The organism is Flavobacterium luteum, from assembly GCF_008806775.1.
Lineage (GTDB): Bacteria > Bacteroidota > Bacteroidia > Flavobacteriales > Flavobacteriaceae > Flavobacterium > Flavobacterium luteum.
On sequence record NZ_WAEM01000005.1, the window covers coordinates 30454 to 45926 of the forward strand.

6 protein-coding genes are annotated in these 15473 nt (G+C 38.2%); 1 reads left to right on the forward strand and 5 read right to left on the reverse strand.

Translation table 11 applies throughout. The features are described 5' to 3' along the window. Window positions 1-39: 39 nt before the first annotated feature. The 5 genes from F6464_RS10215 to F6464_RS10235 form a co-directional block, all read right to left on the reverse strand. Window positions 40-1890 carry a glycoside hydrolase family 36 protein gene (locus F6464_RS10215; protein ID WP_151107709.1) on the reverse strand — a complete coding sequence of 617 codons (1851 nt, stop codon included), beginning with the start codon at window positions 1888-1890 and terminating at the stop codon, window positions 40-42. A 522-nt stretch (window positions 1891-2412) separates the two neighbouring features. Continuing rightward, window positions 2413-4200, reverse strand: coding sequence for a hypothetical protein (locus F6464_RS10220; RefSeq protein WP_225318066.1), 1788 nt, complete (start codon window positions 4198-4200; stop codon window positions 2413-2415). Continuing rightward, the gene (locus F6464_RS10225) at window positions 4193-6139 is read right to left on the reverse strand and encodes a beta-galactosidase (RefSeq protein ID WP_151107711.1); all 1947 of its coding nucleotides are present in this window, start codon (window positions 6137-6139) and stop codon (window positions 4193-4195) included. The genes F6464_RS10220 and F6464_RS10225 overlap by 8 nt, the downstream gene beginning before the upstream one ends. A gap of 290 nt (window positions 6140-6429) precedes the next feature. After that, window positions 6430-7794 (reverse strand): flavin monoamine oxidase family protein, encoded by a 1365-nt coding sequence (locus F6464_RS10230; RefSeq protein WP_151107712.1) that lies wholly within the window; start codon window positions 7792-7794, stop codon window positions 6430-6432. 76 nt (window positions 7795-7870) lie between these two features. Further along, complete coding sequence (locus F6464_RS10235) at window positions 7871-8104, reverse strand: hypothetical protein (RefSeq protein ID WP_151107713.1); 234 nt, start codon at window positions 8102-8104, stop codon at window positions 7871-7873. A 1112-nt stretch (window positions 8105-9216) separates the two neighbouring features. On the opposite strand from F6464_RS10235, the gene F6464_RS10240 reads away from it, so the two are divergent. Beyond that, window positions 9217-15366 (forward strand): T9SS sorting signal type C domain-containing protein, encoded by a 6150-nt coding sequence (locus tag F6464_RS10240; protein WP_151107714.1) that lies wholly within the window; start codon window positions 9217-9219, stop codon window positions 15364-15366. The last annotated feature ends 107 nt before the right edge of the window (window positions 15367-15473 follow it).

A 15473-nucleotide genomic window follows, 5' to 3' on the forward strand; every position in this document is an offset into this window, starting at 1 on the left:
TTTGATTGTTAAATTCTTCAATATTTGCATAGCTCAAACTTATCTTGACTGAAGTTTTTTACAAAGTTGATCAAACGATTCTTTACCTTCGTATTTGAAAATTTTAGAATGACGCCCTTCTAAAAGTACAGGACTTGTTTTTCCAAAAGCTTTCAAATCATATTCTTTAGGTTTATCACTCCAATTGAAAACCCCAAGGTAAATATCCTTATCTTTTCTGGCAATTATTAACTCGAACCCATCCTGTTTGCTAGTTCCATGCTCCCAAAAATCTAACGGCACGGTCTCTTCCATTGCTGGAAACTCAAAAACTTCTTTTGATAATGCTTTACGTTCTGGGCGAAGTGTCATTAAATTATCACTTTGTAAACGGGTAGTACCGTAAAGTTTATTAAAATCGGCCCACATTTGAGCTTCATTCATCGTCATACTATGTCCGTGTTTTACATCTTCTTGAGATACTGTTGAATCTTCGTCTATGGCTTCACGGAAAACGAGGTAATCAGCATCTCCATTGAAAACTTTACCACTTAAGTAAAAGTTACTTAGATTACCCAAACAACGCTCAGGAAAAGCTTGGTAGATTGGATTGATATCTCCACCCGTTCGCATACCATCTACAAATCCGATAGCTGGTCCAAAAACAGCAGAACATCCTAAGAAATAGATGTCATCCCCCATGGCTTCTCTCATGGTTTTCATTCCCAAACGAAACCTTTCTACCCCTGTAATTGTAGGGTCGTAGGCTTTAAAACTTTTAACATGTTTGTTTTTAAGTTTAATATCATTCTGAAGGCCGTAACGCATAAAATCTACCTTAAAATATCGAATCCCCCAATTATCCTTCATGTTTTTTATGCAATCTGCGATATATGACCTTGCTCCTGGATGTGAGTAATCGAAGTAAATATAATGCATCACTTTATCTGCTTTTTCATTCTCTTCGACCACCAATTTTCCATCTTGATCATGAAGGAAGTACTCAGGATGAGTTTTATAAATTTCAGATGCTTCATCCCCTCTAAAACCATCAAAATGTATTCCAGGAGTTTTTCCTTCGGACGTAATCCGGCTAACTATCTCCTTGACACCACCAGGTAAAAGTCCTGAGTTCAACGTTTTATAATCTCCTCGTTCCGTCCACCATCCGCCATCAATTTGAATCATATTTACCTCGGGAGCCAATTGATTCAATTGATCCATATTACCATAAATGTCTTTTGGAGTGAATACTCTACCGTAATAATCCCAAGTTGCCCAACCTTTGAAATCGGCGGGTTTGAGCTTGGTAATTTTATTTTCGGCAGCAATCGCCGTTCCAAATTGATCAAGTAAATCAAGCCAGTTGTTTGCACGTCTAAGAACGATTTGTTCGTATTGTATGGTCTGACCTGGTTTTAGTTGTTTGCCTTCTCCATCAGACCATACTTCGAAAACACCTTGTTTTAATGTGAAATTAGGCATAAATATTCTCCAAGAAGTTGCACCTGCAAATAAATATTGCCCATCTGATAATCGTAACATTTCATACATGTTACTCGAACTACGATTGGTTTGACTGCCTATCTTCTGTTTAAGCAAAGGCGTACGCCCCATACAACTTCCTCCATAAACCATGTCCAAGTTGTCAGACAACTGAGTCTCTAACGGAATGATAATAGAGATTCTTTCAATCGTAATTGGTTTATTTCCTTTGTTCGATAGTGTTATTGACAACTGCTGAAAGCCATTCTTAATTTCCTTTAAACTATTAGTAGTCGATACTGTACCATTAGCCTTAACATCTACCCTAATCTCTTTCCATTGCTGATTTGTTCCAGCAAAAGACATTAAAACGTTTAAAAATACTATTGAAAGCGTCGTAACCGTTTTTTTAATTTTCTTTGACATTTTATTTTATGAATATGTATTTTAGTTTGGTTTTAGCTTTTGACAAAGCGGATTGAAAAACACTTTAGTTTCATTTTACAGATTAAGACTTGATTAAAAATTCTAATCTTATTTTGTAATTTTTATTATACTGAAAATTTCTATCCTCCTTGATCTTGTATACAAATTTACTGCAAGCCCTCTTTTATATAGATGCAAATAGTCTCATTTGTAGTATATATTTGTTTCATTTAAGGATTAATGCAATTAAATAAATCAAAAAACAAAACTTTTTTTGGTTATTAAAATACAAATTATAAAATAATGATTAAAAAAATCATTTTCAAATTGATTTTTACGAACTAAAAAAGAGACTGTTCAAAATAAAATTGTAGAGCCTCTTTTTTAATTTTTGTATTGTTATGATAGGATTATTGGTTATCCCTTTTAGATATTTATAATACTCTAATTTAAGCATGAAAAATCAAAACCACATAGGTTTTTTGTTTAAATTTATTTCGGAACAAGACATCTTAGTGAAAATTAATTTTTCGGGTTGCTCTTCATAATTTCAATCATATGAAAAACGTCGTCCTCATTATCCTCATTCACCAAGGAGAAATCGCTATTTCGGAGACCTTTATTGGCAAAAGCTCCATCGGCGATGGTGATGCTTTTGCTCAACCACCTGCCAGTGTTCGCTTTGGCGATGGTTGCCGCGGTTTTGTCTGGATCGGATGTGGAATCATAACGAACAGAGAATTTCCCAATACCCTTATCCAGATAGATGATTTTCAAAGTGATTGACTCCTTAGCTTTTGTCGATAGAAAATTGTCATCCAGATCAAAATACATCCGATTTCGTCCGCTTGAATTTTCAAACGCCCGCGCATATCGACCGTAGGGCTTATCTGTGGGGCCAACTCGCCATAACCCGACACTGGTTTCATTTGCATCGATCTGGGTAATAAACCGGCTATAGTTTCTGGCTATCAGCTCGAAACCTACATCGTTCATTGTTTTGGCTTCATAAAGATAATTGGATCCTGAGAGAGAAGTGGCTGCATGCAAATCACCGACTTTCGCTCCGTATGTATTGAATTCCGACTCAATTTTATTCATCCGCTCTGCGTTGCTCTGCATAGCCTTCCCGTATTTTTCCTCAGGAAAGCGAACGGTATCGGCACTATCAAGCACATCTCGAAGGGCGATAAAGGCATACGGGCTGGTCTGCGGTTGTTTGTAATAGGAATAGCGACTGGCGAAAGCAAAACCTTCATCGTATTTGCCCGTTTTTACGGTGTTATAATCAACTTCCCATAGATCAAGCCCCCGATCTACCGTGGAAATAGCAGTCCAGTAATAATTCCAAATCGGATTTTCCTGAAATATCCCGCCCTGTGCGAATTTGGAAAACTCTCCGCGCACAAACTCCGGTTTCTTGCCTTTCAGGCCGAAAAAAGTAGGGCGAAGCTCGGTGTCCTGCTTTATTTCACCATTTGCCTGATAACCAATGGCAATAGTAAATTGCTGTTTTCTTAGCTCAATCGGGTAGTTTTTACGAAGCCAATTTGCGTAAAGTAGTTCACCTGCTTTTGCACCCTTAGCCGCCTTCAGCACTCCAGGATTGCTTTCATCGTCCACATTAAACAGGAATCGGATATGTTTGAGTTCCGGCTTATCGAAGGCTTCGTAGAACCGTTTCGTTGCTCCACTGCAAAACTCAAGATACTCCTCGGCGCTGATTTTGTATTTCGGATCTTTTGGAGTGCCCTTGTAGAGCTGCTTGTCCCCTGTCGAACCAAATGCGGGCTGTATAAATGCAAAGGCCTTTCGGTCAGCCTCAGGAAGTGAGGCTATGTGATCCGCCAGCTTGCCGATAAAACGATGGAAGTAATTGATGTAATTTTGATCGAGGTAATATGGAAAATATTCTTTACCTTTGCCTCCATTCACAGCCACTTTCGGCACCCCTTGTTCATAAATCCATTCCGGCGAGTGAGGCCCGGTCCATAAGACGAAATAGTAATAATACTTTCCTTTTACGGCATTACGGATTTGAGAATCCATTTCCGACCAGTCATATACCTCTGGTTTTTTCTCAATATCAGCCCACTTAACTCTATCAGCCTGACCTTTAATGAAAGGAAAACGCTTAGTATCAATTTTTTCATTCTTGGAATTGGTAAAGAACCCCGCCCATTCTGGGCGCTCGAAAGCTTTTTTTTCATTTCCCTTGTTTTGTGAAAATGTCAATTGAGATAGTCCTAACAAAAATAATAATAGAATAACCCCTTTTTTAGTTCTTTTAAGTTTCATAGAACTAATCATTACTTTTATCTTTTTTTCTTTTTTCCCTTTTATCTTCTTTATCCTCTTTATCCTCTCTTTTCCCTTTCTTCTCTTTATCACCCTCAACGGCGTTTTCGCCTTTGCTATATTTGGTTCCTTTAGCACTACCCTTGAAAGCACGATTCTCTTCTTGAGGTCTTAATAAAGGAAGTTCTTGTTCTCCCCGGTGAACTTCTACAAGGCTAAATATATCATCTTTATCATCCGTATTCAATAGTACAAAGTCAGCACCTTTTGTTCCTCCATTTTTGAAAACGGCATCTTTAATAGTTATCACTTCATGATGCCATTTTTGGTCCCCTTTTCCAGTTACTGTCATTGCTGTCTTCATAGTTTTGTTTCCTGCATCGTAATCTAGTTTCCATTTAGAACCTTCTATGGCATCATACCAAACCACAGTTATCGACATTATTTTAGGTTTATTATCTTGAGAAAAACCATCATGAAGTTTGAAGTACATTGCATCTTTGCCCGTAGCGTGTTCGAATCCTCTTGCAAACCTTGAATAAATAGAAGAGTAAGCTGTGATAGGTCCTCCCACCCGCCATAATGGAATTGAAGTAGCATCTGGTTCAATTTGATAGAGTAATCTGGAGTAATTATCGGGCCAAATTTCCCAACCCGCATCATTAAAACCAACTTGGTCACCACGTTGCTTCACTTGCCCCATTTTAAGTGCATTTTTATCGTCGTTAGCCGCTCCATATTTAGCATATTCGGTTGTGATTTTTTCCATACGCTCTATATTACCATGTGAGGCTTTACCGTACGTTTCCTCTGGATAAGCCTTTGTATCGGCTGCATTCAAACCTTTATGCAAAGCACAGAAAGCATCGGTTGCTATCTCAGGGTATATTTGCCCGGCATACTTATTGAAAAAATAGAAAGAATAATCAAAACCTTGTTCCTTGCTAACCTTCAAAGCGCCGTTTGTAACATCCCAAACACTTTGACCCGCATTCAAGGCATTAATTGCTCCCCAATAAAAGTTGAGTTGAACATTTAGTTGATACCAAGGACGCGTCCAGGTTTGGTCCATCTCGGAACGACGAAAAAGTGTTACCCCTTTTGGGTCAACTAGGTAAGGCAAAAACGTATTCACTGCATCAATTTCCCCACTTAAATGATGTCCTCTTGAAAGTGCTCCATTTTTTATGCCAAAACCATCTTTAAGGTTCTTTATGGCCCAATCCCATTCTTGAACAAAATTATTTTTACCATTATTACTTTGAGGTTCTAGATTGTTGAGAAGCATGCTAATATTCAATCCTGATTTTTTACCAAACAATTTATCATGCAAGGCAAAGGTTTCAAGACGGAATTCTCTCCATTTTGCACTTTTCGTAGGTAAAGAATAATTTTCATCTATAGGTTCACCTTTATAGGCACACTCATCTCCTGTACATCCTGTTTTAACTTGAATAAATGAAATAGCTCTAATTTTTTCTTTAGAAAAGCTACTAATGTGCTTAGCCACTTCTGTTAGAAAACGGTGATAATACTTTTTATATTCTGGAGATAAATAATAAGGATAATGGTCAAATGCACCTGGGTTTTTACTAGCATTTGTAATTACCTTTGGTACCCCTTTTTCATAAACCCATTCTGGTGTTTTAGGCCCTGCCTCAAACGAAATATATAACGAAATTTTTTCTTTATAGGCTCTTTCAATGGCCTTATCTAATATAGACCAGTCATATTCCCCCGATGTTTTCTCCACTTCGTTCCAAGGAAAATCGCAGGATGTTCCTTTTAAAAATGGATACTGCTTGATATCCATAGCCTCTCCACGATCCCAAACACCAAAAGAGCTAGGCTGCGGACCTACCTGACTTATAACCATATTGGAGAAAGCAATGAGGGCAATAAGGATAATTTTTTTTATATTATTAAAGCTTTCAAAACTATATTTATTCATAATTAAAATTTTATTATTTACGATTTAGACTGTTAAATTTAATAATGGTTTAAAATATAAAAACAACATTTTATATTTAATTGATATTGCTTAAGTTATATTCATTACTCGTCTTTGAATTCTTTTGAGGCTTTCCCAGTCCATCTGTTTTTGTAAAATCTTTCCACCAAGACAACCATTACATTTCCATTTTCTTAGCAATATTTAGATGTTGCTAAATTAAATCGTTGGTTTTCGTTCCATCCTTAGCTCGTCTGATGCAAAACCTTAGCTTTTATCTGTCATTTTTTTTATAGTGCAATTATTTTATCCGCTTCTCTTATACCACTTAAATATGCTCCGTGTACACTCGCTCGATAGTCTTTTTCAGTATGCTCCCCCGCAAAAAATAATTTGTTATTTATTTCTGTAGCCATTGTTTCGAAATCGGCACTTGTAGTTCCATTTGTTGCAAAAGAATAAGTCCCGAAAGTATTGATGTTTTGCCCCCATTTCGTTCGTAACATATTTGTCGGATTAGGTATGGTATTCCCATAAATGGTTTTCAGTTGCGCCATTACTTCACTAATTATTTGGGCATCGGTCATAGTTTCGGTAACAGTTGCATAATCGCCATAAGCAAATGTCATTAAGCCGTTGGTTGTTGGTAAAAACTTCATCATGTTCATTAAATAATTGAACTTACCTTTTGTTTCTGGCGTATAGCCGATGTATTGTATATTGGTGTTCCAAAAAGGGGTATCCCAAATAAATAAAAACTTGTTTACATTACCCATTTGGATGTTTTGAATAGCTGATAATTTTGATGCTGGCAAAATTGGTTGAAAGGAAATGCTATTGTTTTTCAAAACGCCCAATGGCACACTAACAATTACATAATCTGCTTCAATTGAATTTTCGTTTACTTTCACCAATGATTTTGTTGCGTTATAATTTATTTCTGTAACTCTACTGTTCAATCTAATATCCAAGCCTTGCCCTAATAAATTTGCCACTTTATCGTAGCCATTGGTAACAATTACATCTTTTCCCGGAAATGCTTCATCATCATAAAAATATTTTGAAGATAATTTTGAAATATCGCCACCCGTATCAAATTCCAAATAAGCAGAAAGCATATATTTCCATAGCCTATTGTTGGCTTGTGTAGGATATAATGAGTTATAAATAGTTTGAAAACTCTGCCGTTTTGTCCCTGCGCGTCTAACTGCTTTTAGGGCTTTTTCAAATTGGGTATATTGGCTATCTAGAAAAGCGTCGGAATAAGCCGTTCCGTTGTTGTCAAAAACCTCAAGATTATCGTCGTCTGTTAGGTAGGTATTTGCACCTGCTTGCGAAGCTAATTTTGTTATTGGGTTCCCATTTGGCCCATGAATCCAACTAGCACCTTCGTCAAAAGCAATTCCCGTACTTCTGTCTGTCCGAAGTCGTCCTCCAATTTTTTCTTGCGTTTCTATCACAATTACAGTAAATCCTTTATCTTTTAATTTTTTTGCGGCCGCAAGTCCTGATATTCCTGCCCCAATTATAAGGACTGTTTTCCCATTTGGATTTGTAATGTCATCATCTTTGCTAAAAGAAGCAAATAAATTGGGCGCGATTAAAACCAGAGGGATGGTTTTTAAAGTGTCTAAAATAAATTTTCTTCTTTCCATAAATTTTTATTTCACAAACTCAATTATTTTAACAGTATGAGCAGGTTGGTCCAATGTTAATTTATTGGACTCGATTTTAAAATTCTTTTTGGTCCATATTTCCGTCAATTTGTATTTTGAATTCTCTAACCGAAACCCATTTATCGTTGATTTCAATTTCAGGTACCAGTGCATTAATTTGTGCAAATTGTTTATTCCATTGAATACTGTATTCTGGATTGCCATTGGAGTATTTAATCAGGGGTAGGGCAATAAGTTTTGGTAATACCATCACGAGAACTAAACAGAAAACTATTTTTAATCGTTTCATTACTTTAATATTGGATTTTAAGGATGTTAAGTAAGTTGAAAGTTTTTGAAAAAAAAGAAGAAACTACATTCAAACAATTTGAAGGATCGCCAAAAAAGGGATCTGTAAAATTTTTAAACATATTTTTTATGAGTTAAGTTTATTTTACTCCCTTCTTACGTTTGTAAAAAATTGTCAATATAATATGCAAAAATGAGGTGTAATTATCTTTAACAAGTTACAAATAGTTTCAATGATAATGTGAAAATGTGTCATTTTTTGATGAATACAATTTTTACGAACCTAATTTAATAACATATTGATTTAATTGTGCTAAGAAAAAAAGTAAATTATAAAAAATAGGATGTGTAAATTTGATGATGATATAAGAGCATTACTTCAATTTCGGGTATTTTAGAATTAAAGTTTAAACTTTACAAGAATTCTTTTTTTCTCTTTTTTTGACTTCCTGCACTTATATTCTTTTTTATTATTTTATTTTTCGGTTTACTGCCATCGTTTTTTAACTTCTACTGAAGCCCAGTAATAAATCTAAGTTAGTTGGAGGAACTAGCTGGGGAAGTTCTAATTCGCCAGGATGTTCTTAGATAATACTAAAAAAAGCAACTTTGTTATTCGTATTTAATAAACTACTTGGGGTAAAGTCCCAGAGATATTAACGAAATACTGCATCTATAATTAGTACTGCCTTGTGATGCCATTTTTTATCTACTTTTACATTAAAGTCAATGCATTTTTCATTTTTTTAGCTCTAACGGATTGTCATATTAAATTCGTTTATTATCATTTTAAAAAGCCTATCAACTAGAAATACCACTATGAAAGAGCAGGACCTGCATTTAACCCAAATTTCTTTATACAAAAGCACTCATACTCCTAATAAACAGTATTTTAACCTATCTTGATTTCTTAAGTACTAAGAATTGACACAAAAGCACCTCTACATTGAAACTTTATTACATATTAAAAGTATAGGTTTTTATTAATTTTGGTGTGCATTTAGAATTTTTATTGAACTAAACATGTAAAGTATTAAAAATAAGGATTTTGAAATAAAGTCACTCAGTAATAAACTTTCCTAAATTTACGATTTTTTATAATTTCATATCACCATGAAAAAATATGTACTTTTTCTTTTTCTTTTACCGATACTGACTTTTGGGCAAACCACCCAAACAATTACTACTGTAGGAAGTGGCTCTTTTGTCGTTCCTAACGGAGTTACATCTCTAGATGTTCAGGCTTGGGGCGGCGGCGGCTGTAGCGGGAATAATACTTCAGCAACTAGCGGGTCGTGTGGTGGTGGAGCAGGCGGCGCCTATACGGGTGGCACAATAAGTGTAAGCTCTGGGGCGTCTATTTCCTACACCGTAGGAGCAGGAGGAATTTATGCAACTAGCGGTACGACTACACCTGCTGCTGGAGGTCCTTCTACTTTTTCATCGGGAACAACACAGATTAATGCTAATGGTGGCGCTCGGGGAGGCACTAGTACCGCAAGTAATGGTGGTGCTATGACAGCTGCTTCAACTAATCCTGGTAGTGTAAGCTCGTTTGTCTCTTTTGCAGGTGGTAAAGGAGGTAATGGCGGTAACAATGCTGGTTACAGCGGTGGCGGTGGTGGTGGCGCGGGAGGTACTATAGCGACTGGAACTGGGGGAGCAAATGCCGCCTCAAATACTGGAGGTGCTGGAGGTGTTGGAGGTGCAACAGGTGGCGGTGCTGGTGGTAGCGCTAGTAATTTTAGTCCATCAAGCAATGGTGTCAATGGGACTGCACCTGGAGGTGGCGGTGGCGGTCGCGCCTATAATAACACCGGTAGTAATACAAACGGAGGTGATGGTCAGTTAAAAATCACTTATACTTGCACAACCTATGCATTAACGGCTGCAGCTTCTGCCTCTACATTTTCATCAGGAGCGCCTTCTACTGTTACCCTTAACTCAACAAGTTTACCTGCAGGATCCTATACCATAACGTATAGCACTACAAACCCGGTAACAAGCGGCAATACCGCTAGTATGAGTTTTAGCGGCACTTCTGGAACATTTTCTACAATGAATTTGACCGCTAACTCAGATATTACGGTAAACACCCTGCAAAGTGGTTCAGGAGTGGGATGTTTTAGCACCATTATAACTAATAATACTGCGACAGCTCTTTTAGACTCCACTGTTGTAACAGCTGGAGTTATAGCAGCAGATCAGACTATTTGCAATGGTAGTACGCCAGCAGCTTTAACATCTACCATAGCTGGTACTACGTCATCGGGAACGCTTTCTTACGAATGGCAGACCAATGCCAGTGGCAGTTATGTTACCATTCCAAGTGAAACGGCGGCTACATTCGCTCCACCAGCCTTAACTGCCACTGCCAGTTATCAACGAAGAACCTTGGCGGTAAATGGTGGGAACACTACCTATTCCGCTTATACCACTCCAATTGTAATCACTGTAAGTGCTGTGGTTAGCGTTGGAACTATAGGAATTACTACCAGTACTATTTGTAGTGGTTCTACTGCTAATATCAGCATATCAACAGCAGGAACAGGCTCAGGCACCATTACTTATGAATGGCAAACCAATGCAAGTGGTTCTTATGTTACTATTTCGGGCGCTATTGCTGCAACTTATATCACACCAACGTTAACGACCACTACCAGTTATCAAAGAAGAACCGTTTCTACATTAAATGGAATACCTTGTTACTCAGCCTACACTGCGGCAGTTACTATTATAGTCAATGATTTAAACACAGGAACAATAGGAATAGACCAGGCTATTTGTACAGGTACTGCTCCAGCAACTTTGACTTCAGTTGCGGATGGTACTGGATTAGGTACCATAACATACCAATGGCAAACCCGAACCTTACCGGGTAGTTATGCAGATATTTCAGGAGCAACTGGGGCTACGTATACACCGCCAACTATAACAGCAACTACAAATTATCGTAGAAGAGCCATTTCTGATTTAAGTGGAGTAGCTTGCCCTTCAGTACAGTCAAATGTTATAACTATAACCGTAAACGCAAATTTATCAGCAGTTGCAATAACACCTAATACAGCTCAAGCTATTTGCCCCTCAGGCTCTGGTACTGCATTAACCGTAACTGAAACAGTCGGTGGGGCAATCACAAGACAATGGGGCAAGCGTTCGGTAACTGGTGGTGCTATTACGGCCATAGCAGGTCAAACGGCTACCACTTATACCCCGACAGGTGCTAGTTTAGGAGCTGGAACTTGGCTCGTGGTTTGTACCTCAACCCCTACTTGCGGAAGTCCTATCGTTTCTAACGAAGTATCGGTTGCGGTGAGTGCACCGCATACACTAACAGGGGCATCACAAGCTGCATCTGTTTGTTCCGGGTCTGCAGCTATCATTAATTTAACAGGTTTGGTACCGAATAGTACCTCAACTATTACCTATCGAATTAATGCAGGTTCACTACAAACAATTACCGGAGTGGTTGCAGATGCCTCTGGAGCCGAAAGTTTTACAACTATTACCACATTATCAGGAACTAATAATGGACAAACCCTACAAATTACGGGTATTACGATACCAAGTGCTAGTCCGGTTTGTACCACTGTATTTACACAAGACGTGACACTTTCTGTTATTGCCCCAACAATAGGCTCTTACTCCCAATCGGCAGCGGTTTGTGCGGGATCGTCAGCCACTATTCTTTTAACAGGAATGTTACCCATTACTACATCAACCTTAGCATATCAACTTACGGGAACTCCTCAGCCAGATATAACGGGGGTTGTTTCTGATGCTTCTGGAAATGCCAGTTTTAGCATAGTAGCCACTAACGCACAAAATTTTAGAATATTATCCATCACCTCAACCAGCACGACTCCGAATTGTACAACAGCCATAGGGAGTTCTGGAGCTTTTAATCTGTCCGTACCAACGATAACTGCTGGGTCAATTGGGACCGCACAAACTGTTTGTAGCGGAACAGTACCTTCTACTTTATCCTCTACCATAGATGGCTCAGGGACAGGAACAATTACGTATGAATGGCAAGCTGATGATGGTGCAGGCTATGTTGACATTTCAGGTGCTGCGTCTTCCACTTATGCACCACCGGCTTTAACCACAACTACTAGTTATAAACGAAGAACCCTTTCCACTTTCGGTGGAATAACTTGTTATTCAGGATATAGCACCCCAATAACTATTACAGTTAATACTTTAACTGCAGGTGTCACAGGCGGTGCAGCAACTATATGCTCTGGAAACGATCGGATTATATCCCAATTAGTCCCAGGAACTGCATCAATAGGCTCGGCTGTAAAAAGTTATGAATGGCAAACCAATGCGAGTGGATCGTATGTTATCATACCTGGAGAAGTAGGAACTAGTTATCTAAGTCCTGTTTTAACCACAACCACTAGTTACAGAAGAAGAACGGTAGCAGTAAGCGGAAGCACCACTTGTTACTCTAATTATGCTACCCCAGTGACTATTACAGTAAATAGTGTAGATAAGGGGAAAATAGGAACAAAACAATCTATTTGTTCTGGAGACACGCCGGCGCCATTAACATCAATAACAGCAGGAATAGGTGCAGGCGCTATTACCTATGAATGGCAATCCAGAGTCTTACCCGCTATTTTTACAGATATACTGGGAGCCACTGGGCCTACATATTCTCCCGGAGTCACAACAGTACAGACGAGTTATCGCAGAAGAGCGATTTCTACATTAAATGGCTTAACTTGTGTTTCTGAATTTGACGCTTTAACCATTAAAGTAAATGAACCCGATGAGGGAATTATAGGAACAGACCAGACTATTTGCTCAGGGACTACCCCAGCTACTTTAACCTCAATAGAAGCAGGACAAGCCCCAGGGACTATTAGCTATGAATGGCAAGCTGATAATGGTACTGGCTATGTTACCATTCCGAGCGCTATACTGGCAAGCTACACTCCACCAGCACTAACAGTAACTACGAGTTATCAGAGAAGAACAACCGGTCAGTGCGCAGGATTACCTACTTATTCTGTCTGGACTACTGCAGTAACTATTACAGTAAATGCTGTAACAGCAGGGACAATAGGAACAAACCAAACGTATTGCACCGCGGCTACCCCAGCAACCATAACCTCAACATTAGCAGGAACAGGTTCAGGCACCATTACTTACGAATGGCAAACCAATGCCAGTGGTTCTTATGTTACCATTCCGGTAGCAACAGCGCCAACCTACTCACCTCCATTACTAACGGCAACTACGAGTTATCAAAGAAGAACGATTTCTACACTAAATGGAGTATCTTGTAATTCTGTATATACCACGCCAATAACAATTACAATCGATAGCAATCCAGTTGCTCCAACGATAACTGCTATTACAAATGCTACTTGTGTACCATTTACAGGAACGGTAACCTTATCAGGGTTACCTGCAAGTGGAACTTGGACTATTAACCCTGGAGGAATTACAGGAACAGGAACCAGTAACACCGTGACAGGTTTGTCATCAGGCACCTATACCTTTACCGTTACCAATTCTAATGGTTGTATCTCTATTGCTAGTAGTACAGCTGCAGTCGCATCGGCTGTTACTAATACTTGGAATGGAACTACTTGGTCTAATGGTACTCCTAATAATCAACAGTCGCTGATTTTTAATGGTAATTATCCGCCAACAATGGACCCTAACGTTGATTTATACGGTTGTAGTTGTACTGTTACTACTGGCAATAATGTTACTATAAAAGTAGGTCGTAGCCTATTCATAACAGATCAAGTAACGGTTTTAGGAACAGGAACTTTAACCTTTGAAAACACAGCAAGTTTAGTACAAGTTAATAACGCCACCAATTTTGGGAATATAAACTATATTCGGAACACTACCCCAATCAATAAATTTGATTATACCTATTGGTCAACGCCAGTGTTACCATTTGAACTAGGAGGAATCTCTCCAAATACCCTTGGCGACAAGTATTATTCCTTTGATTCTAGTATAAACAATTGGAAACAAGAATCAATTGCAACATCAATGGTGCCTGGTAAGGGATATATTGTTCGTGGGCCTCAAAGCTTTAATGACACTGCTCGTTCTACCTATGTAGCAGTTTTTAATGGTGTACCCAATAATGGTACTGTTAGTATTTCAGGAATTGTCTCGAATGCTCCCTGCCTTTTAGGGAATCCCTATCCTTCTGCTTTAGATGCCGATTCGTTCTTAAATACAAACCAAAACGTCCTTGATGGTACACTCTATTTCTGGACGCATAATACTCCTATTGCTGTAGGTACTCCGAATCCCGGTACCGGATATTTTGCTTATTCGGGTGATGATTATGCTACTTATAATCAAACTGGTGGCACAGCGGCTGCTCTAAGCAGCACGACAGGAGGATTTAACACCAATATTCCTTCCGGAAAAATAGCTTCATGCCAAGGTTTCTTTGGACGTACTAAAACAGTTGCTGCTGGTTTTACATCATCGACTCCTATAGTGTATACTAATGCAATGCGTGTAGGTGTTGGAGGAATTTCAGGAGATAATACACAGTTTTTCAGAACTAAAGGCCTAGCCACTAAATCTGCAACTCTCGTTGAGAAACACCGTGTTTGGCTTAACCTTACCAATGAGCAAGGTGCGTTTAAACAAACTTTAGTTGGCTATATCACTGGTGCTACCAATGCGTATGAAAGTCGTTTTGATGGAAAAAGTATTGACGGAAACAAATTTCTTGATTTTTATAGCATCAACCAAGATAACAATTTAACTATTCAGGGGCGTGCTTTGCCATTTGATGAAAATGATGAAGTTATATTGGGGTATCGTTGTGCTATCAATGGTGATTTTACAATAAACATAGACCAAGTTGATGGATTATTGACTAATCAGTCAGTGTTTATTGAAGATAAATTGACTAATTCCATTACCGATTTAAAAGCCAGCAACTATTCATTTAAAACCACAAAAGGAACTTTTAATGATCGGTTTGTGTTGCGTTATAAGGATAAAACATTAGGCACAAATGATTTATTAGCTGAATCAAATGTAGTGTTGGTTTCTGTTAAAAATAAACAAATCAAAATAAATTCCTTTGCTGAAACTATCGATAAAGTGACAATTTACGACTTGCTTGGTAGAAAAATCTATCAAAAAGATAAAGTAGGTAGCGATGAATTATTAGTAATGAATTTTGTTTTCAGTTATCAAACACTGATTGTGAAAACAACTTTACAAAATGGCACAACAGTTACCAATAAAATTTTTATAAGGTAGATTAAAACCATTAAAAAAATCCGCGTCGTTCGTTTCCACTGTAGTGAGCAGGTGGAAACGAAACAGACGGATTTTAAATCTTGTCTTGTCCTGCAATAGCGACACAA